The sequence below is a fragment of the Bradyrhizobium sp. SSBR45G genome (assembly GCF_030159255.1).
In the GTDB taxonomy this organism is placed as follows: Bacteria; Pseudomonadota; Alphaproteobacteria; order Rhizobiales; family Xanthobacteraceae; genus Bradyrhizobium.
In genome coordinates this window covers 31,431-50,805 of the sequence record NZ_BSCT01000048.1, presented here as the reverse complement: position 1 = coordinate 50,805, position 19,375 = coordinate 31,431, and the positions used below count along the sequence as shown (strand labels likewise).

Below are 19,375 nucleotides of genomic sequence, written 5' to 3'. Positions count from 1 at the left end.
TTTCATCGAGAATCGCCATCGAAAGATTCACAGCCTCGTAGGGTGGGCAAAGCGGACGCCCGCAGGGCGGTCGCGTGCCCACCGTCGTGCCGCGCGGTCGGAGCCAGACGGTGGGCACGGCGCGCCCGTGAGCGTCGCACCAGACACGCAGCGCGGGCGCGCCTTTGCCCACCCTACTCCATCATCGTCACGACCCCGCCTGCCGCGCCGCCGGCTTGCGCTCCAAGGGGTGGATGTCGATGCCGCGCAGGCGGCCGAGGCGCAGCACGTCCATCGCGAGCGTGCGGCCGATGCGGTCGCGGTCGAGGACGCGGATCAGGTCGTCGACGCCGTTGATGTCGACGCCGTCGAGCTTGATGACAACATCGCCCGGCAACAGGCCGGCGCGCGCCGCCGGACCATCCGGCTCGATCTGCATCAGGAGCGCGCCGAGCTTGTTCTCGACGCCGGCCAGCACCGCATGGCGCCGCGGCACCGGCGCGGTCTGGCCGGACACGCCGATATAGGCGCGGCGGACATAGCCGTGGCGGATGATCTCCGACAGCACGAACTGCGCGGTGTTGCTGGCGACCGCAAAGCAGATGCCCTGCGCGCCCTGGATGATGGCGGTGTTGATGCCGATCACCTCGGCCGCCGACGACACCAGCGCGCCGCCCGAATTGCCGGGATTGAGCGCCGCATCCGTCTGAATCACGTCCTCGATCATGCGGCCCGAGACCGAGCGGATCGAGCGGCCCAGCGCCGAGACCACGCCGGCCGTGACCGTCGATTCGAACCCGAGCGGATTGCCGATCGCCACCACGAGTTGGCCGCGGCGCAGGCTCTTGGAGTTGCCGAGCGACGCATAGCGCAGGTCGCGCGCATGGTTGGCGCGCAGCAGCGCCAGATCGGTGTCGGGATCGACGCCGAGCACCTGCGCCTCGGTGACGACGCCCTCGACGTCGCGCAGCCGGATCGCCTTCGAGGTGCCGACCACATGGCTGTTGGTCAGCACGAGGCCGTCCGGCGAGATCACGATGCCGGAGCCGAGGCCGCCGCGCTCCGTGCGCCCGCCGGCTTTGGGCCCGGTCTCGACGCGCACGACGGCGGGACCGACGCGCTCGGTGACGTCGATGACGGCATTGGAATAGGCGTCGAGCAGCGTCTGGTCATCGACCGCAGCACTGGACGCCTGCGCCGGCGACAGCGCGTCACCGGCAACATCGGAGGTAAAGTCCAACATGGCAAGATTTCCTTCGCCACATCAGATGGGTAGCAGGCCCTGCGGGCGCAAGGCACCTGCCCCGGCGCTAGTCCGCCGGGCCGGTCACCTTGCCGCGGATCGCCTTGACCGCATCCGCCGCCACCGGGCTTGCCGCATTGCCCCAGCTGTTGCGGACATAGGTGACGACCGCCGCGATCTGCTCGTCGTTCAGGCGATAGCCGAACGAAGGCATGGTCGGCGCGGTCGGATGCGTCGCTGTCGCCGCCGCCTGCCCGCCGGTGATCACGATATGGATCAGCGAGGCCGGATCATCCTGGGTGACGACCGTCGCGCCCGCGAGCTTCGGGAACACACGCGCAATGCCTTCGCCAGAGCGGACATGGCAGGCCGCGCAGGTGTCGACGAAGATCGCCTCGCCGACCTTCATGCGGCCGTCGCTCGCAGCGACCGGGGTCGGCGCCGGCCCGCCGGCTGCGCCGCGATCCTTGAGAAAGACCGCCATCGCCTTCAGATCCGCATCCGGCATCTTCGCCGTCGAGTTCTCGACGACGTCCTTCATCGGACCACTGGCGATCACGCCGCGCGCCTGCCCGGTCTTGAGATATTGCACGACGTCGTCGACCGACCATTTGCCAAGCCCGGCCTGCATGTCATTGGTGATGTTCGGCGCGGTCCAGCTGTCGATCTGGCCGCCCTGCAGATAGCGATCGGCCTTGTTGGCGCCGAGGGCGTTGAGCGGGGTATGGCAAGCGCCGCAATGGCCGAGGCCTTCGACCAGATAGGCGCCGCGGTTGTACTCCTCCGATCTGTTCGGGTCCGGCTTGAACTCGCCGGCCGTGAAGAACATTCCGTTCCACACCGCCATCGAGCTGCGGATGCTGAACGGGAACGGCAGCGTGTTGCGGTCGACGCTGTTCGAGACCGGATCGAGCGAGCGCAGATAGGCGAAGATGGCATCCGAATCCGCCCGCGTCACCTTGGTGTAATAGGTGTAGGGAAACGCCGGATACAGCCGCGTGCCGTTGGGGCGCCTGCCCTCGTGCATGGCGCGGGCGAAATCGTCCGCGGTCCAGCTGCCGATGCCGGTCGCGTTGTCCGGCGTGATGTTCGGCGTCATGATCGCGCCGAATGGCGTCTGCAGGGCCAGGCCGCCGGCGAACGGCTTGCCGCCCGGCGCGGTGTGGCAGGCGACGCAGTCGCCCGCGGTCACCAGCGCCCGGCCGCGGCCCGCCTCGACGAAATTGTCGGAGTCGGCCAGAGCAGCCGCGGGCATGGCCAGCAGCGTGGCTGCGACAATCCTGCGCATCGGCATGCGACGCAGCCACGCGCGGGTCCCGGTCCAGTTCGTCTTCACGTTCGCACTCATTGCTGCACCAGGGCGCCAGGTGATTTCAGATATTTGCTCTGGATGGCATCGAGCGCCCAATAGGTCAGCGCTCCCACGGTCCCGGTCGGGTTGTAGCCGGCGTTCTGCGGGAAGGTCGACGCACCCATGACGAACACGTTCGGGACGTCCCAGCTTTGCAGATAGCGGTTCAGCACGCTGGTCCTGGGGTCGTTGCCGGTGACGGTGCCGCCGGTGTTGTGCGTGCTCTGATAGGGCACGGTCGACCACGGCGTGTTGAGCCGGTTGATCTGGGTGGTCTTGGCGCCCATCGCCTTGGCGATCGCCTCGCAGCGCTCGGCCATCCAGTTGGCCATCTTGATCTCGTTCGGCTGATAGTCGAACGTCATCCGCATCAGGGGCCGGCCGAGCGGATCCTTGTAGGTCGGATCGAGATCGAGATAGTTGGCGCGATAGCTCATCACGCTGCCCTGCGCGCCGACATTGGTGACGCGCTGATAGGTCTCGCGCACCGCCTTCTTCCAGGCCGAGCCCCAGGCCGGCGTGCCCCGCGGCGTCGGGCGGTACTGGATCGGCCGGCCGTTGGTGTAGGCATTGGTGATCGAGGCGCCGCCCACGAAGCCGTGAGGACCGTGGTCGAAATTGTCGCTGTTGTAGTCGTCGAGCGCCGCGCCGAGCGAGCCGGCCGCTGCGAACGGGTTGAAGTTGACGTTGTCGAAGAACGCGGTCGCGCCCGAGCCGGTCTGATAGGCGTAGTTGCGGCCCACCACGCCCTCGCCCGTGCTCGGGTCGTAGGGCTTGCCGATGCCGGACAGCAGCATCAGCCGGACGTTGAACAGGCCATAGGCGCACAAGAGCACCAGATCGGCCGGCTGCTCCCACTCCTCGCCGATGGCATCGACATAGACGACGCCGGTCGCCATCTTGCCGTCGCCGGAGAGCTTGACCTTGGTGACCTCGCATTCGGTGCGGGCCTCGAAATTGGGCTCGCGCACCAGCGCCGGCAGCACGCAGGTCTGAGGCGACGACTTCGAGTAGTTGGAGCAGCCGAAGCGCTCGCAGAAGCCGCAATAAGTGCAAGGCGCCATGCTGCAGCCATACGGGTTGGTGTAGCCCGTCGAAAGGTTCGCCGACGGACGCGGGAACGGGTGCAGCCCCAGCTCCTTGGCCGCCTTCGTGAACAGCTCCTGCGAATAGCCCTGCTTCATCGGCGGCGTCGGATAGTCGCGCTCACGCGCGCCCTCGAACGGATTGCCGCCGGGCTGGATCTGCCCCTTGATGTTGCCGGCCTTGCCGGAGATCCCCGCGACATATTCGAACTTGTCATAGAACGGCTCGAGCTCGTCATAGCTCATCGGCCAGTCCTGGATCTGATGGCCCTCGGGCATGATGCCCTCGCCATAGCGCTCGATCATGTGGCTGCGGATGCGGAAATCATCCGGCAGGAACCGCCAGGTCTGGCCGTTCCAGTGCGATCCGGCACCGCCGACGCCATTGCCGGGCAGGAAGCTGCCCCAGCGGCGGATCGGCAAAGCCGTCTGCGAGGAATTGTTGCGCATGGTCAGCGTTTCCTGACGCGTGCGCAGGAAGAGGTCGTGCCGGACCGCATAGCGCAGCTCGTCGGGCGCCGTGCCGATGTTGAAGTCGGTCGCGGTGTCGCGCCAGGGGCCGCGCTCGATGGCAACGACATCGAGGCCGGCACGGCACAGTTCGAGCGCCATGATCGACCCGGTCCAGCCGAGGCCGACGATGACGACATCCTTGCGTGGAAGACGACGTGTCATGTCAGCGGACTCCCCAGGCGGGCTGGCCCTGCATGCCGACCGGAGGCAGCGTGTAGGGCTTGTTCGGATTGTCGATCACGTCGCGGAAGTCGTAGCGGACGCCGGGGAAGCCGATCAGCTTCCAGCCCGCCATGTCCTTGTTGCCGCCGTAGATCGGATCGGCGAAGAAGCCTTCCATGGTGTTGGCATGCACCGCGTTGAACAGCATGCGGCTCGAGAAGCCGTCGAACTTCACGTCGCCCTTCTCCATGCCCGCGAGCAGTCTGTCCTTGTCCTCGGCGGAGAGATCGGCGAAGCCGCGGCCTCCGAAATTCGCCTTGCAATAGGCGGCGAGCGCAGCAAGGCCCTGGCGATATTGCTGCCGCGGCGTCAGCGGCGACTGAAGGCCCTGCGTCGGCAGCGGATTGGACGAGAACGGGCCCTGCATGTAGAGCCAGTCGTGGCCGCCATAGGGGCCGGTCAGCTGGCGATCGATGAAGGTGGTGACGCCGGAGTCCTTGGCGCCGGGTCCGAGTTCATCAGCCGGGATCAGCCGATCGACGATCGCGTCGACGACGGAAGCTTCCTCCGCGGTGAAGAACAGCCAGCCGCCCGGCACGACCGGGGGGACCGGATAGGCCTCGTTCGGCCGCCACGGCAGCACCTTCGTCACCACCTTGGCGGTCGCGCCGGACGTGGTGATCAGCAGCGCAGCCGTCGCCAGCAGGCTGCGGCGCGACATGCCTGCATGTCGGGGTTTTTCGGCCGGTGGCGCGAACTTCGCGCGCATTGCCGATCGATCACTGGTGTCAATCATCTTCCCTCCGCCGAAGCTCGCTTCAGATGGTCCGCAGGCTCCCTCTCCTTAGACGGATTCGTAAAACAAATTGCCGCCGATGGAATGCAATCGGCTCATGAAGCTCTGCGCCGGAGGCGGCGAGCGGCAGCGCCGACGATTCCCAAGCATGAAATTGATCCCGCGAGGCGCCGGGTGCTAGGACTACAGGATGGATCGCGGGGGACAAGGCATGCAGGGGTGGTGCACGGTGGGGCGGACAGGTGTGATCATCGCTCTCGCGATCGGCGGCGCGCTGAGCCCAGCGCTGGGTGCCGGCACCATCGTCCGCAGCGGCGACACCATCCAGCTTGGCGACACGGTGTTCCGGCTCGACGGCATCGATGCGCCGGAGGTCGACCAGCTCTGCATCGACGACCACGCCGATCCCTGGAGCTGCGGCGTCGAGGCACGGGAGCAGCTGACCAAGCTGATCGGCGGCCGCTCCGTGCGTTGCGACGATCTCGGTCCCGACAAGCCGCTGAAGACCCGCAAGATCGGCCTCTGCACTGTCGATGGCGACAAGGCCAGCCTGAACCTACAGATCGCCCGCGCCGGCTATGCCGTCAGCGCCGACCCGGCCGTCAAGGTCCGCGCCAAGGACGATATCGCCGCAGCCAAGGAGGCGTTGCGCGGGCTATGGAAGGGCTGCTTCGTCGCGCCAGCCGAGTTCCGCATCGACAAGAAGGACGGCGCCCTGCTCGGCGCCTCCTGCCGCACCGACCGCGACCGCGAGATCCGCGCCGTGCTGTTCCCGGACGCGCCGAGCGCGCCGCCCGGCTGCACCATCAAGGGCAAGTTCGCGGTGCGCGCCCGCGTCACCGGCAATATCGGCATCTATCATCTGCAGGGCTGCCCGAGCTATCCGGCGACCACCGAGCCCGACCGCTGGTTCTGCTCGGAGGACGACGCAAGGGCCTCCGGCTTCCGCCGCGCCTTCAACTGCCGGGCGGCGAAGAAATAGCAGCTCGTGGCCGCTTAACGGGTGACGCGCCAGATCGTGCCGTTGCCGTCCTCGGAGATGAGAAGGCTGCCGTCGCGGGCCACGGTGACGCCGACCGGCCGGCCCCAGACCTCGCGGTCGTTGATGACGAAGCCGGTGACGAAGTCCTCGTACTCGCCGGTGGGCACGCCGTCCTTGAGCCTGACGCGGATGACCTTGTAGCCGGTGCGCTTCGACCGGTTCCACGAGCCGTGCTCGGCGGCAAAAGCGTCACCGCGATACTCAGGAGGAAACAAGGTTGCGTCATAGAAGGTGAGGCCGAGCGAAGCCGAATGCGGCTGCAGCAGCACATCGGGCACGGTGACCCTGCCCTTGAGGTCGGCGCGCTCGCCGCGATGCCGCGGGTCCTCATTGTCGCCCATGTAGTACCAGGGCCAGCCATAGAAGCCGCCCTCCTTCACCCGCGTCACGTAGTCCGGCACGAGATCGTCGCCGAGGCCGTCGCGCTCGTTGGTCGAGCACCAGGGCAGGCCGGTGGAGGGCTGGATGGCGAGGCCGACGCAGTTGCGGATACCGGTCGCGAACAGGCTCTGGTTCCTGCCATCGGGATCGAAGGCGAGCACGCCGGCACGATCGCTCTCGCCGCCCCAGGCCGCCCCCAGCGGATGCGCCTTGATCCAGGCGGTGAGGCCCCCTGCGGGATCTCCCAGCGCTTCGCCGACATTGCCGGCCGACCCGACCGACACCAGCATGCGCTTGTCGTCCCTGGTGAAGACGACGTCACGGGTCGAATGGCCGTAGCCGGCAGGCAGATCGGCGATGGCCTGCGGCGCCGCCGAAGCCTTCATGTCGCCCGGACGATAGGGAAAGCGCATGACGCGCTCGGTGCTCGCGACATAGACCCATTGCGGATCGCTGCTCGGATAGAACGCGATGCCGAAGGGATGGCCGAGCCGGTCGGCGAAGATCTCGCTGGATGCGACCTTGCTGCCGTCCTCGCTCGGGCGCAGCACGCGGACGCGGCCTGCCCTGGTCTCGGCGACGAAGATATCGCCATTCGGCGCGGTGCGGATGATGCGCGGCCCGCTCAGCCCCTCCGCGAACAGCGCGATCTTGAAGCCGTCGGCGACCTTGGGCACGGCCGAGGCCGGCCGCTGCACCACGCGCGAGACGTTGGCGGCCGAGGCCGTCGCGCCGGGCTTCGGCAGATCCTCGGGGCGGATCAGCCTGATTGTGCCGGGCGCATCGCCCTGCCAGCTGCCGAACGCGTCCCTGCCCTTGAGCACCGCAGGCTCCGCGACAGCGACCGTCGCTGCCAGCACACCCAGGGCCGCCACGACAGCCACTCTCGTCCGTCTCGTCATGCAGTCCTCACGTGTCTCGAACGGCCCGCAGACTACTCCGTTCCCGGCCCTGACATCAGCCGTCGCGGCGATGTGACGCGATCACGACAGCGCGCCGAGCACGCCGCGCGTCGCCTGGTCGATCTCCTCGACATAGCGGCGGCGCGCAAAGGATTCGGTCAGGAAGCCGATCACCTTGCGGCTGGTCTCGGACTCCAGCACAGCAAGCTCCTCGGCACCGGAATCGTCGAAGATCTTCATCGCCGTCTTGACGTTCATTTCAGGCAGCAGCGCGACCTCGAAATATTTGGCGAGCTCGACCACCTGGATCTCGTCGGCGATGGAGTCCAGCTCGCCCGAGAACAGGTCGGGCAAGGACACCAGCCCGCAATAATCGTCGCTGTTGTTGACCACCACCACCGCCTGCCGCGTGCCCAGCGCGAATTCGCGCCGGCAGGCCGCGATCGTGGTCGTGGTCGGCACCTTGGCAACGTCGGAGCGCATCAGGCGCTCGACGGTGAGGTTGCGCAGCCAACCGACGTCATTGGCGCTGCGGATGGTCTCGCCGCGCAGATGGAGCCGCCAGGTGGAGAACGAGTGCCCGAACAAGACGCGGACGCAGACCGAGGTGACGATGCAGGTGGCCAGCACCACGGCGGTGACATCGACGCTGCGGGTCATCTCCAGCACCAGGAACGACATCGTCAGCGGCCCGCCGACGATGGCCACGCCCAGCGTCGCCATGCCGGTCAGCATGGCGACCAGCGGGTCGATCGCGAGCCCGAGGCCGGCCATCGCGAGCAGCCCTGCGAACAGCTTGCCGAGCAGGCTGCCGATGAACAGCGACGCGAAAAAAAGTCCGCCGCGGAAGCCGGAGGCCAGCGAGATCAGGCAGGCGGCGAGCTTGAGCACGATGATGGTCGCGATGAGGCCGACCGCCATCTCGCGATGCAGGTCGAGCAGCATCGCGCCGTGGCCCGCCGCCAGCACCTGCGGCGTCACGATCGCCATCGCGCCCACGCAGAGCCCGCCGATGACGGGCCGAAGCCAGACCGGGATGCGCACGAACAGCCGCTCCACCGCCGGCGAGGCGCGCATCACCACGATGCCGATGCCGGCGACGAGCAGCGCGAGCACGAACAGCGCGACGTACTGCTCGAAACCGACCGCGCCGACCTTCTGGACCTCGAGCGAATACGGCGCACCGGCGAGATATCGCGAGGTCAGCGCGCCGGCCAGCGAGGCCGCCAGGATCGGTGCCGCGCTGCCGACCGCGTAGACGCCGACGATCAGCTCGCAGGCATAGAACGCGCCCGTGATCGGCGCGCCGAACGCGGCGGCAATCGCGGCGGCGGCGCCGCAGCCGAGGATGAGGCGCATATCGTTGCGGCGAAGGGTGAGGTACTGGCCGAGCAGCGAGGCGATGCCGGCGCCGATCTGGGTATAGCCGGCCTCGAGACCGACCGAGGCGCCGGAGCCGTTGGAGACCAGGGTCTGGCTGCTCACCACGATGCTGTCGCGCATCGACAGCCGTCCGCCGCGCAGTGCATTGGCCTCGACCGGGTCGACCGCCGGTGCGATCTTCCAGCGCCGCCGCAACCATTCCATTACGCCGAGGATGAGACCGCCGCAGGCCGGCGCGATCAGCGCGGTGGCCGGATTGACCCAGGCATTGGCGCTGAGCCGGACGTCGATCGGGATGCCGTAGATGATCATGTGGGCGAATTGCGCGATCAGGCTCATCACCGTCACGGTCGCACCGGTGGCGACGCCGATCACGAGCGCCAGCGGTATCAGGTAGAACTCGTTGCTGCGCAGCAGCGCCCGCAGCCGCGTGACCACCCGGTTCGAGGCCTTGCGATCGATGATATGCGACAGCGTCGACAGCACGGAGAGCCATTTCTTCTACGAGGAGGCCTCTCCGTGGCAATAACCTGCTGCATTTTGCGGAACAAGCGCGAATTCTTGTTTACGCGAAACTTGGTTGACCGGTTCGGAAAGTGGAACCGCCGCATCCCGAAAACGACGGCGCCCGCGACAGCGGCCTGCAGCGGGCGCCGGCAATGGTGATCAGGGAGACGGACCGTCAGACCCTCTCGATGATGATGGCTGGCGCCATGCCGCTGGCGGCGCACATCGTGACCAGGCCGCGCTTGAGATCGCGACGCTCGAGTTCATCGAGCACGGTGCCGATCAGGATGGACCCGGTGGCGCCGATCGGATGTCCCAGGGCGATCGAGCCGCCGTTGACGTTGACCTTGGCGCGGTCGAGCTTGAGGTCGCGGATATACTTCTCGGCGACGACCGCGAACGCCTCGTTGATTTCGAACAGGTCGATGTCATCGATGCTGAGCCCGGCCTTGGCGAGCACCTTGCGGGTCGCCGGCACCGGCGCGTTCAGCATCAAGGTCGGGTCGTCGCCCATATTGGCCATCGCCACCACGCGGGCGCGGGGCTTGAGGCCATGCGCCTTGGCGTAGGATGGCGAGGCGAGAAGGATTGCGGCCGAACCGTCGACGACGCCCGACGAATTGCCGGCGTGATGCATGAACGAGATCTCGAGGCCGGGATAGCGCTGCAGGATCAGGCCGCGATAGGTCGTGCCCTTGTCATCGAGCGCGTAGTCGGCGACTGCCGGAAACGCCGGCTTCAGCCCGGCCAGCGCCTCGGCCGTGGTCTGCGGCCGCGGATACTCCTCGTGGTCGAGCGCGAGGCTGCCGTCCTCGCGATGCACCGGCACCAGGCTCTTCTTGAAACGGCCGGCCGCAATCGCCGCCGCCGCCCGCTTCTGGCTCTCCAGCCCGAGCGCATCGACATCGGCGCGGGTGATGCCTTCCATGGTGGCGATGGCGTCGGCGCAGACGCCCTGGTGCGACTGCGGATGCAGCGCGCGCAGATGCAGATTGCCGGCATCCATCATCAGCGGCCCCTCGCCGCGCCGGCCCTCCATCGACATCATCTCGCAGCCGCCCGCGATGACGAGATCCTCTTGGCCCGCCATGATCGAGGCTGCGGCGATATTCACGCTGGTGATGCCGGAGCCGCAGAAGCGGTCGAGCGTGACGCCGGATGCGCGGACATCGTAGCCAGCGTCGAGCGCCGACATGCGGCCGAGATCACCGCTCTGCGGCCCGCGTTGCGACGAGCAGCCCCAGATGATGTCGTCGACGTCGCCGGTGTTGATGCCGGTGCGGTCGGCCAGCGCGCGCAGCACGGTGGCGCCGAGATGCTGCGGATGCAGCCCGGCGAGCGCGCCCTTCCCGGCCTTGCCAATGCCGCGCGGAGTCCTGCAGGCGTCGATGATGAGCGCGTCGACCATGGTGTTTCCTTTGCCCGATAGTGTTGTGAGCTTTGCAGTCAGGCAGCGTCAGCACGACCGCCATTTCTTGCTGTCGCATAACATTCCACCCGCGGTGCCGACAACGCCGCTCGACGCTGTCACCGTATGCCGAGAACGCGCCTCATATCTTTGAAACGGCTTACCTTTCCGCCACGCGAACAATTCACTTCAACCGCGCGCGGGAAGAGCTCCTCGGAGCAAGGTTGAAGACGCCCCGTTGCTCGCGCGGAGCTGCTGCAGCGCACATCGGCTTCCTGCTTCGGTCAAAGCCGCCGATCACGCTTCAGGTCATTGTCCAAACGGGCGAACTGACCGTTCGCCTAACGCTCCTTGTCAACTCCGAAGCGCTGCAGAATCCTGGGATGCCAGAACGGACCAGATCGCTGCGCCGGAGCGCGCGGCGCCCATGCCCGTGCCGGGCACGTCATCTGGCGTCGTCCCGCTACGGCAGGTTGCCCGCGCGACAATGACGTCTCGAGAGCGGGAAGCCGACCTTCGTCAGAGACGCTCACCGTCAGCTGTCGACGATCAAGAGCGCGGAAGCAAAAAAAAATCACAGGTGGGAGGATACGATGAAGATACGCGGAGGTGTCGTCCTAGCCCTGCTGGCACTGTGGCCTCTGGCCGCCCAGGCCGCCGATCCGATCAAGCTCGGCATGGTGGTGCCGCTGACCGGGCCGATCGCCGACGCCGGCCGCTACGGCGTACAAGGCGCGAAGCTCGCGGTGGAGGAGATCAACGCCGCGGGCGGCGTCCTGGGCCGTCCGATCGAGCTGATCATCGAGGATGACCAGACGCAGAATCCGACGACGGTCCTCGCCTTCACCAAGCTCGCCGACAACAAGGACATCGTCGCGTTCCTGGGGCCGACGCGCAGCACTCAGATCCAGGCCATCGCGCCCAGCGTGCTGCAGGCGGGCCGGCCGGTGATGATCGGCGGCACCGACCCGACCCTGACCAAGTCGGGCAATCCCTGGTTCTTCCGCTTCCGCCCGAACGACACCTACACCGCACGCGCGATGACGGCCTTCGGGATCGGCAAGCTCGGCAAGAAGAGCTGGGCCATCGTGCATGCGACGGACGCCTTCGGCAGCAATGCCAAAAGCCTGTTTGCGGAGGCGCTGAAGGCCAACGGCATCACCCCGGTTCTGATCGAGGGACAGCCGAACAATGCTCCCGACTACACCGCCGTCGTGCTAGCCGTGAAGCAGTCCGGCGCCGACGTCCTCGCCACCTTCATCACCTTCGAACCCGACGTCGCGATCTTCGCGCGGCAATTGAAGCAGCTGGGCGTCAACCCCGTCTGGCTCGGCTCCCCCTCGATCACCACCACGACCGCACGCAAGCTCGCAGGCCCGTCCCTGCACGGCACCTATGCCGTGGCGGATTTCCACCCCGATGCCAATCCGGAGGCCAAGGCTTTTGCCGCGAGATACACCGCGGCCTACAAGACCACGCCCGATTTCTTCGCATCCTGGCCCTATGATGCTGTGCATGTGCTGGCCAAAGCCATCGCAGCCGCCGGCGACACCAGTCCGGAGAAGATCCGGCAGGCGCTGCTCGCGGTCAAGGACTACCACGGCGTGGAAGGCACCTACAATTTCGACGCCAATGGCGATGGCCTGCATGGCTACAACATCGTCAAGAACAGCAACGGCGAGATCGTCGTCGAGCAGCGCATCGACTTCAACGATTGAGAAAGAGAATGCAATGACACGAATCCTGGTGCTGCAGGGCGCCAACATGTCGGCGCTCGGCAAACGCGAGCCCGAGCTCTACGGCACCACGACGGCCGCGGAGCTCGACGCCTTGATGCACAAGCATGCAGACAAGCGCGGCCTCACGCTCGACATCCTCTACACCAACCACGAAGGCGACGCGATCGACCGCGTCTATGCAGCCGTCGAGGACGGCATCGAGGGCGTGCTGATCAACCCGGCCGGCTTTCTCCATGCAGGCTTCGCGCTGCGCGACTGTCTGCATGGCATCAAGCCGCCGGTGGTCGAAGTCCACATGACCAACATCGACAAGCGCGGCAGGCGCTCGGTGACGGCCGAGGCGGCCCAGGGTGTGATCACCGGCTTCGGCATCCGTTCCTACCTTTTGGGACTGGACGTTCTGGGTGAGCTGATCGGCGATCGCCGGACCAACGCGGCGACGTGATCGCCGCAAAGATTCTGAGCAAAGGAAGAGCATGATGTTGCGACGAGAGCTATTGGCGGCAATGACCGGGTTGGGCGTTGCCTCGGCGCTCGCTGCGGGCGGGTCACCGCTCGCGGCAGAGGACGCCAAGATCCCCGCCATTGCCGGCCCGGATCCGGCGACGAAAACCCCAAGCTACAAGGCGCCGCCGGGCAGCGTCGACACCCACACCCACATCTTCGGGCCGGCAGCGACCTATCCGTTCTCGCCCACCCGCCCCTACACGCCGCCGGATGCGCCGCTCGAGACGTTCCGGGCGCTGCATGAGAAGATCGGCGTCGAGCGTGCCGTCATCGTCAATGCGACCGTGCACGGCACCGACAATCGCGTCGTCACCGACGCGATTGCGCAGAGCAACGGCAACTACAAGGGCGTTGCCAATGTCAACGCCGCGATGTCGGACGCCGACCTCGCGGCGCTCGGCAAGGCCGGCATCTGCGCCTGCCGCTTTCCGTTCCTGCGCCGTCTCGGCGGCGTCGGCGACATGAAGGTGTTCCGCACCTTGGTCGACCGCGTCGCGGCGATCGGCTGGCATGTCGACATCTATCTCGAGGCCGGCACGATCCAGGAGTTCGTGCCGATCCTGAAGGCGCTGCCGGTCACCTATGTGATCGACCACATGGGCACGATCAGCGCCGCCAAGGGCATCGACGACGCGGAATTCAAGGCGCTGCTCGACCTGCAGGCCAGCGACGACAAGTGCTGGGTCAAGATCACCGGTCCCGAGCGTGCATCCGCCTCCGGCCCTCCGTTCCACGACGCGGTCCCGTTCGCCAAGAAGCTGATCGACAACGCGCCGGACCGCGTCATCTGGGGCACCGACTGGCCGCATCCGAACGTCAAGATCATGCCCAATGACGGTGATCTGGTCGACCTGATCCCGCTCTATGCCCCGGATCCTGCGATCCAGCGCAAATTGCTTGTCAGCAATCCCGAACGGCTGTTCAAGTTCGCCCCCAAAGCTTGAGTCACAGCCGCATCTCAAGGCCAACCGACAGGACCGATCATGACTGCCACGACCCTCACCGCCGACAGCAAAGCAGGCGCCCGCCGCGCCTGGTGGAAGGAGCTGTGGGTCCAGGTCATGATCGCGATGGCCGCCGGCATCCTGCTCGGCGCGCTGAACCCGGACCTCGGCGCGCAGATGCAGCCGCTGGGCGATGCCTTCATCAAGGCGATCCGGATGCTGATCGCCCCGATCATCTTCTGCACCGTGGTCAACGGCATCGCCCACATGGCCGACATGGCCAAGGTCGGCCGCGTCGCGATCAAGGCGCTGCTCTATTTCGAGGCGATCACGACACTGGCGCTGATCATCGGCCTTGCGGCGGTGAACCTGTTCCAGCCGGGCGCCGGCATGAATGTCGACCCGGCGACAATCAACTCCGCGACCGTCGAGCCCTACGTCAAGCAGACCGCGGCGGTCGGCTTCGTGCCGTTCCTGCTCAACATCATTCCGCAGACCTTCATCGGCGCCTTTGCGGAAGGCAACATCCTGCAGGTGTTGTTCATCTCGGTCATGTGCGGCTTCTCGCTGATCTGGCTCGGCGATCGCGCCAAGGCGGTGACCGACGTGATCGAGATCGCCGGACAGATGATCTTCGGGGTGGTCAAGATCGTCATGTGGGCAGCGCCGCTCGGCGCCTTCGGCGCCATTGCGTTCACGGTCGGCAAGTTCGGTATCGGCTCGCTGGCCAAGCTCGGCCTGCTGCTCGGCAGCTTCTACGTGACCTGCCTGATCTTCATCGCCGCGGTGCTCGGGCCGATCGCTGCCTTCACCGGCTTCAGCCTGTGGAAGCTGATCCGCTATCTCCGCGACGAGGTGCTGGTCTGCATCGCGACCACGTCGTCGGAGACCGTGCTGCCGCGCATGCTGGCAAAGCTCGAAGCCGCCGGCTGCGAGCGCAGCATCGTCGGCCTGGTGATTCCGACCGGCTATTCCTTCAATCTCGACGGCACCTGCCTTTACCTCGCCACTGCCGCGGTCTTCCTCGCGCAGGCCACCAACACCCATCTCGACATCGGCCACCAGATCGGGCTGCTGCTGATCCTGCTGGTGACCTCGAAGGGCGCGGCCGGCATCGCCGGTGCCGCTTTCGTCGTGCTGGCCGCGACGCTCGCGGCGACCGGGACGATTCCCGTGGCCAGTGTGGCGCTGGTGCTCGGCATCCATCGCCTGATGTCGCAGGGCCTGACGCCAACCAACCTGATCGGCAACGCGGTCGCGACCATCGTCATCGCGCGCTGGGAGAATGCGCTGGACAAGACCCGTCTCAAGCAGGTGCTGGATGGCAACACCGACAGCAGCGCAACCGGCTAGACGTCTCACCAACGGGAGATCGGCATGAGAAGCGTCACGTCCGTCTTGCGGCATGCCCTGATCGTCACCCTGCTTGCGTGCGCGGTCATCCGGCCTGATCCGGGCACGGCCGCGGACACCGACGTCGCGCGTGTTCTCGCACCAAGCGGACACCTGCGCGCCGGCCTCTACCCGGGCACCCCAACCTCGATCCTGCCCGATGGCACCGACAATCCGCGCGGAGTCGGCTACGCCATCGGCAAGGAATTGGCCCTCCGGCTTCACGTCGACTACGAGCCGGTGGTGTTCGCCAAGAATGCCGAGGTGCTCGAGGCCGTCAAGACCGGCGCCGTCGATGTCGCCTTCACCAATGCATCGCCGGCGCGGGCGAAGGAGATGGATTTCGGCCCCGTCTATCTCGCGATCGAGCTCGGCTATCTCGTGCCCGACGGCTCGCCGCTTTCCGGCGTCGGCGATGTCGATGCAGCCGGCCGCAAGGTCGGCGTCACCGCCGGCAGCACCTCGGATGCCACGCTCGGACGCGAGCTGAAGAACGCGGCGCTCGTTCGCGCGCCGACCCTGAAGGATGCGGTTGCCATGCTGGCCAATCGCCAGATCGACGCCTTCGCGACCAACAAGGCCACGCTGTTCGAGATGGCCGAGCAGATCCCCGGCTCGCGCGTGCTCGACGGACGCTGGGGCGAGGAGCGCCACGCCATTGCGATCCCGAAGGGCCGCGAGGCCGGACTCGATGTCCTGCGCAGCTTCACGGACGAGATCCGTTCATCCGGCCTCGTCAGCGCCGCCGCCGAGCGCGCCGGACTAAGGGGCGTCGTCGCCCCCTGACCACGGTCCGACTGTGCGCGACGGCCTTGCGCCACGTGCGTCGATGGCCTCAGCTCAGCTTGAACAGCCGTCGCGCGTTGCCGCCAAGAATCGCACTCTTCTCCGCCTCTGACAGCGACAGGCTGCGGATCAGCGGGACGCCATCCTGGAACCAGTCGCGCCGGATCGGATAGGACGCGCCATACAGAATGTGGTCGGCGCCGAACACCTTGACCGCGCATTCGAGCTGCGCCCGGCCCCATTGCGGCGCGCCTGACAGATCGAAGAAGATGTTGCGGGCGAGATAGCCGCGCAGCTTGGCGCTCTCGTCCTCGAACCGGTCGACGGCGTCGCGACCGCCCGTCGACGGCGGCACCAGCATGTCGGCGAAGGCGAAGAAGCCGCCGCCGAGCATCGAGTGCACCAGCTTGAGATTCGGAAACTCGTCGAACAGGCCGCTGAACAGCTCGCGTCCGACCGCGGTGCCCTGCGCGAGGCAGCGCCCATATTGCCGGCGCAGATTGGGGTATTTGACAATCGAGCCGTAGTCGACCGGCAGCGGCGTGTGATGCACCACGACCGGCACGCCGAGCTGGTCGAGGAATTTCAGGTGCGGCTTGAAGGCAGGATCGTCGAGATAGAGCTGGCCGTAATGCGCCGCCATCTGCACGCCGACGAAGCCGAGCTCCTTGATGCAGCGCTCGATCTCCTTCTGCGCGTCGGCCGTTCCCCAGGGCGGCACCACGGCGAGCGCCTGGAAGCGGCCTGGATTGCGCTTGAGATGCGCGGCGAGACCGTCATTGACGCGCCTACACAGCTCGAGCGGCAGCCATTCCTGCCAGCACGGCAACCGCAGGATCGCCTGCTCGATCCCGGCCTGATCCATGTCCGCCACCTGCCCGGTCGCGCTGTACTGGTTCTCGGCGTAGTTGAGCACCTCGTAGCCCAGCGGCTGCTCGATCACGATCTGGCGCAGCGACTTGCCGGGGACAGGCATGACCCTGGAGTGGATGCCGTATTCCCGCGGCACGGCGCCGACGAAGGCCGAAAGCAGCTTGTCGTCGCTGAACAGGTCCTCCGGCAACCAATGCATGTTGGCGTCGATCACCGGGCCGCCGGCTTCGGCGTGCGCTTCGCCGGCGGCAACACTGGCGATCGCCCCCACGGCTGCGAGCTGCATCACCTCACGTCTGCTTCGTTCCATCATCACGGCCTCCTCACGCTGAACCAAGATCTCAAGCGGTCAACCGGCTTGATATCTTTCTAGAAAGACATATACATCGGTATATATCTTTCCAGGAAGATATCTCAGCATGATATTTTGGTAAGACTCATGACGGTCAAGCGAACGCCGGTTGGCGACTTTCTGGCGATGCGGGCGCAGACATGGCCCGAGGCGGTCACGCCGACCGCCGAGCTGATGGTCCGGATCTACCGCCTGAGCAGCCTGGTGCTGGATCAGAGCAGGGCTCAGGCCGCGGCCCACGGTCTCGGCTTCACCGAATTCGAAGTGCTGGTGACCTTGCGGGGACAGCCTGCGCCGCACGAATTGCTGCCGACCGATCTCTACGGCGCGATCCTGATCTCGTCCGGCGGGCTGACGAAAGTGCTGCACGGCCTGCAGGCGCGCGGCCTGATCGGGCGCGGCCAGAGCAAGGACGACCGCCGCAGCAAGCCGGTGCGGCTGACGGCCAAGGGCCGCGCCCTGGCCGAACGAGCGATGCGCGACGTTCTCTCAGCGGACGACAAGCTCGTTCACGGCGCGCTGTCCGCGTCCGAGCTGACACAGCTGATCCGGCTGGTCGGCAAGCTGCTGCACGTCGTCGAGCCAGGCGGCCCTGATAGCAACCAGACGCAACTGCAGAGTCCTGGCGGCAAGGCGGAGCGGACTCATTCAGACACATCCGGTCGAAGCAGCGCCGCATTGACGCCGATCAAACGGCGCATGACCTAAAATTAATAGTTCTGTTCTTTCGTGGGGACCGCGCATTCCGCTAATGAATGAGTAGCAGCGACGGACTCATCCCAGCCTTGTCGCACGAGAAGCGATCAGAAAAGTTCACGGAGCGAGCGCCTGCAAACAACCGTCTCGCCACCACGCAGTCTGTGCGGGACGATCATCTGGAGACGATCATGAACAAGCAGTTGCTGCTCAAACTTCACCGCTGGATCAGTCTGACATTCGCGCTCCCACTGCTCGTGATCATCGTGACCGGGCTGATCCTGTCGTTCGAGCCGATGGCGCAGGTCGCCGCCGTCAAGCCCGGAAGCGTCGACCCGGCGCGTGTCGTCGCGCTGATCAAGCAGTATGATCCGGATGGCAAGGCCCGCGGCATCTCGATCAATCCGAGCAGCCAGCATCTGACCCTGCAGGGCCGACCCGCCACGGAGGTCGACATGACCACCGGCAATTTGGCGGACAAGCCGGCGATGGGAAGCGTGTTTCAGTGGGCCCGCATGACCCATGAGCACCTGATCGGGATCGAGGGCCTGACGACGATCTCGACCATCGCGATGATCAGCGTCATGATCATCGGCATCCTGATGGGGCTGCCGCGGCTGCGCAACACGCTGTCCGGCTGGCACAAGGGTGCGGCGTGGTTCACGCTGCCGCTGATCCTGCTGAGCCCGCTGACCGGGCTCCTGCTCGACGCCAGCAACAGCTTTTTCGGTGCGCCGCCGGCGGCAGCCAAGCGCATCTCGCTGCCGGAGGCGGTCAGCCTCATCGCCAGGGATCATGATCTCGCCACCGTCAACATGATCGGCAATCGCGGTGGGCGGATGATCGCGCGGATCATCGAGGGCGACGAACTGCGCGCCTATGCGGTCACGGCCGACGGGCTCTCCGCACTGCCGCGCAACTGGGTGCGGCTGCTGCACGAAGGCAACTGGTCGCTGGTCGGCAGCGCCGCGAACGTGCTGATCTCGGTGGTGCTGCTCGGACTGCTGCTCACCGGGGTGCTGATCTGGACGCAGCGCCGGCTGCGGCGGCCGAAGCGCACGCGCGAGCTCCCGGCGGCCGTCGCGTCCTCGATGCCATCCTGACGATGTCGGACGATGGGGCGCGGCGCTCCGCCGCGCTCACCGCATGACCGGGGCGCGCACATTGTTGCGGCAGCACTCGCAGTCACCATGAGAAGCCATGCCCTGGCTGGCGTGCGCTACGCACAGCCCACACCACCCGCTCCCGATCACCCCAGCAGCACCGCTCACAGGCGCGCGTCGCGCCCCCCGTGTCCAATGAGCTGTGCGCTTCGCCAAGCTGGCATCAACGTG

General features: G+C 66.6%; 16 protein-coding genes. 8 read left to right on the top strand and 8 right to left on the bottom strand.

What is annotated here, in order from left to right:
- Positions 1–187: 187 nt before the first annotated feature.
- The 4 genes from QQL87_RS33805 to QQL87_RS33790 all read right to left on the bottom strand — a co-directional run bounded on the left by QQL87_RS33805 (position 188) and on the right by QQL87_RS33790 (position 5,054).
- Positions 188–1,222, bottom strand: a complete 1,035-nt coding sequence (locus tag QQL87_RS33805) for a S1C family serine protease (RefSeq protein WP_284423468.1) — start codon at positions 1,220–1,222, stop codon at positions 188–190.
- A 67-nt stretch (positions 1,223–1,289) separates the two neighbouring features.
- Positions 1,290–2,570, bottom strand: coding sequence for a cytochrome c (locus QQL87_RS33800; protein WP_284423467.1), 1,281 nt, complete (start codon positions 2,568–2,570; stop codon positions 1,290–1,292).
- A complete protein-coding gene (locus QQL87_RS33795; RefSeq protein ID WP_284423466.1) occupies positions 2,567–4,333 on the bottom strand; it encodes a GMC family oxidoreductase in 1,767 nt (588 codons plus the stop codon). Before QQL87_RS33795 ends, QQL87_RS33800 begins: the two co-directional genes overlap by 4 nt.
- Position 4,334: 1 nt before the next feature.
- A complete protein-coding gene (locus QQL87_RS33790; protein ID WP_284423465.1) occupies positions 4,335–5,054 on the bottom strand; it encodes a gluconate 2-dehydrogenase subunit 3 family protein in 720 nt (239 codons plus the stop codon).
- Between the two features lie 286 nt (positions 5,055–5,340).
- On the opposite strand from QQL87_RS33790, the gene QQL87_RS33785 reads away from it, so the two are divergent.
- Positions 5,341–6,111, top strand: coding sequence for a thermonuclease family protein (locus tag QQL87_RS33785; protein ID WP_502871251.1), 771 nt, complete (start codon positions 5,341–5,343; stop codon positions 6,109–6,111).
- A 14-nt stretch (positions 6,112–6,125) separates the two neighbouring features.
- Here QQL87_RS33785 and QQL87_RS33780 read toward each other — a convergent pair whose 3' ends face one another.
- The 3 genes from QQL87_RS33780 to QQL87_RS33770 all read right to left on the bottom strand — a co-directional run bounded on the left by QQL87_RS33780 (position 6,126) and on the right by QQL87_RS33770 (position 10,752).
- Positions 6,126–7,454 carry a PQQ-dependent sugar dehydrogenase gene (locus tag QQL87_RS33780; protein WP_284423463.1) on the bottom strand — a complete coding sequence of 443 codons (1,329 nt, stop codon included), beginning with the start codon at positions 7,452–7,454 and terminating at the stop codon, positions 6,126–6,128.
- Between the two features lie 81 nt (positions 7,455–7,535).
- Complete coding sequence (locus tag QQL87_RS33775) at positions 7,536–9,323, bottom strand: chloride channel protein (RefSeq protein ID WP_284423462.1); 1,788 nt, start codon at positions 9,321–9,323, stop codon at positions 7,536–7,538.
- Between the two features lie 196 nt (positions 9,324–9,519).
- Positions 9,520–10,752 (bottom strand): acetyl-CoA C-acetyltransferase, encoded by a 1,233-nt coding sequence (locus QQL87_RS33770; RefSeq protein ID WP_284423461.1) that lies wholly within the window; start codon positions 10,750–10,752, stop codon positions 9,520–9,522.
- Positions 10,753–11,345: 593 nt separating this feature from the next.
- Between QQL87_RS33770 and QQL87_RS33765 the strand changes: the two genes are divergently transcribed.
- From QQL87_RS33765 to QQL87_RS33745, 5 genes are read left to right on the top strand one after another with little or no spacing between them, the layout of a single operon-like run.
- Complete coding sequence (locus tag QQL87_RS33765) at positions 11,346–12,470, top strand: ABC transporter substrate-binding protein (protein WP_284423460.1); 1,125 nt, start codon at positions 11,346–11,348, stop codon at positions 12,468–12,470.
- A gap of 13 nt (positions 12,471–12,483) precedes the next feature.
- Positions 12,484–12,936, top strand: coding sequence for a type II 3-dehydroquinate dehydratase (locus tag QQL87_RS33760; protein ID WP_284423459.1), 453 nt, complete (start codon positions 12,484–12,486; stop codon positions 12,934–12,936).
- A gap of 34 nt (positions 12,937–12,970) precedes the next feature.
- Positions 12,971–13,942, top strand: coding sequence for an amidohydrolase family protein (locus QQL87_RS33755; RefSeq protein WP_284423469.1), 972 nt, complete (start codon positions 12,971–12,973; stop codon positions 13,940–13,942).
- 39 nt (positions 13,943–13,981) lie between these two features.
- Positions 13,982–15,295 carry a C4-dicarboxylate transporter DctA gene (gene dctA, locus QQL87_RS33750; protein WP_284423458.1) on the top strand — a complete coding sequence of 438 codons (1,314 nt, stop codon included), beginning with the start codon at positions 13,982–13,984 and terminating at the stop codon, positions 15,293–15,295.
- A 24-nt stretch (positions 15,296–15,319) separates the two neighbouring features.
- Complete coding sequence (locus QQL87_RS33745) at positions 15,320–16,120, top strand: ABC transporter substrate-binding protein (RefSeq protein WP_284423457.1); 801 nt, start codon at positions 15,320–15,322, stop codon at positions 16,118–16,120.
- 49 nt (positions 16,121–16,169) lie between these two features.
- Here the strand turns inward: QQL87_RS33745 and QQL87_RS33740 are convergent, their stop codons facing one another.
- Positions 16,170–17,306 carry an amidohydrolase family protein gene (locus QQL87_RS33740; RefSeq protein WP_284423456.1) on the bottom strand — a complete coding sequence of 379 codons (1,137 nt, stop codon included), beginning with the start codon at positions 17,304–17,306 and terminating at the stop codon, positions 16,170–16,172.
- A 126-nt stretch (positions 17,307–17,432) separates the two neighbouring features.
- Here QQL87_RS33740 and QQL87_RS33735 point away from each other — a divergent pair, with 126 nt between their 5' ends.
- Together QQL87_RS33735 and QQL87_RS33730 are read left to right on the top strand one after the other, a co-directional pair.
- Positions 17,433–18,053: a MarR family winged helix-turn-helix transcriptional regulator gene (locus tag QQL87_RS33735; RefSeq protein ID WP_284423455.1), complete on the top strand. Its 621-nt coding sequence runs from the start codon at positions 17,433–17,435 to the stop codon at positions 18,051–18,053.
- Between the two features lie 179 nt (positions 18,054–18,232).
- Positions 18,233–19,144 carry a PepSY domain-containing protein gene (locus QQL87_RS33730; protein WP_284423454.1) on the top strand — a complete coding sequence of 304 codons (912 nt, stop codon included), beginning with the start codon at positions 18,233–18,235 and terminating at the stop codon, positions 19,142–19,144.
- Positions 19,145–19,375 lie beyond the last annotated feature (231 nt).

What these genes read in the sequence shown, in the direction of transcription:
- QQL87_RS33805 (WP_284423468.1), bottom strand. Translation starts at nt 1,222, where the DNA reads ATGTTGGACTTTACCTCCGATGTTGCCGGTGACGCGCTGTCGCCGGCG.
- QQL87_RS33800 (WP_284423467.1), bottom strand. Translation starts at nt 2,570, where the DNA reads ATGAGTGCGAACGTGAAGACGAACTGGACCGGGACCCGCGCGTGGCTG.
- QQL87_RS33795 (WP_284423466.1), bottom strand. Translation starts at nt 4,333, where the DNA reads ATGACACGTCGTCTTCCACGCAAGGATGTCGTCATCGTCGGCCTCGGC.
- QQL87_RS33790 (WP_284423465.1), bottom strand. Translation starts at nt 5,054, where the DNA reads ATGTCGCGCCGCAGCCTGCTGGCGACGGCTGCGCTGCTGATCACCACG.
- QQL87_RS33785 (WP_502871251.1), top strand. Translation starts at nt 5,341, where the DNA reads ATGCAGGGGTGGTGCACGGTGGGGCGGACAGGTGTGATCATCGCTCTC.
- QQL87_RS33780 (WP_284423463.1), bottom strand. Translation starts at nt 7,454, where the DNA reads ATGACGAGACGGACGAGAGTGGCTGTCGTGGCGGCCCTGGGTGTGCTG.
- QQL87_RS33770 (WP_284423461.1), bottom strand. Translation starts at nt 10,752, where the DNA reads ATGGTCGACGCGCTCATCATCGACGCCTGCAGGACTCCGCGCGGCATT.
- QQL87_RS33765 (WP_284423460.1), top strand. Translation starts at nt 11,346, where the DNA reads ATGAAGATACGCGGAGGTGTCGTCCTAGCCCTGCTGGCACTGTGGCCT.
- QQL87_RS33760 (WP_284423459.1), top strand. Translation starts at nt 12,484, where the DNA reads ATGACACGAATCCTGGTGCTGCAGGGCGCCAACATGTCGGCGCTCGGC.
- QQL87_RS33755 (WP_284423469.1), top strand. Translation starts at nt 12,971, where the DNA reads ATGTTGCGACGAGAGCTATTGGCGGCAATGACCGGGTTGGGCGTTGCC.
- dctA (WP_284423458.1), top strand. Translation starts at nt 13,982, where the DNA reads ATGACTGCCACGACCCTCACCGCCGACAGCAAAGCAGGCGCCCGCCGC.
- QQL87_RS33745 (WP_284423457.1), top strand. Translation starts at nt 15,320, where the DNA reads ATGAGAAGCGTCACGTCCGTCTTGCGGCATGCCCTGATCGTCACCCTG.
- QQL87_RS33740 (WP_284423456.1), bottom strand. Translation starts at nt 17,306, where the DNA reads ATGATGGAACGAAGCAGACGTGAGGTGATGCAGCTCGCAGCCGTGGGG.
- QQL87_RS33735 (WP_284423455.1), top strand. Translation starts at nt 17,433, where the DNA reads ATGACGGTCAAGCGAACGCCGGTTGGCGACTTTCTGGCGATGCGGGCG.
- QQL87_RS33730 (WP_284423454.1), top strand. Translation starts at nt 18,233, where the DNA reads ATGAACAAGCAGTTGCTGCTCAAACTTCACCGCTGGATCAGTCTGACA.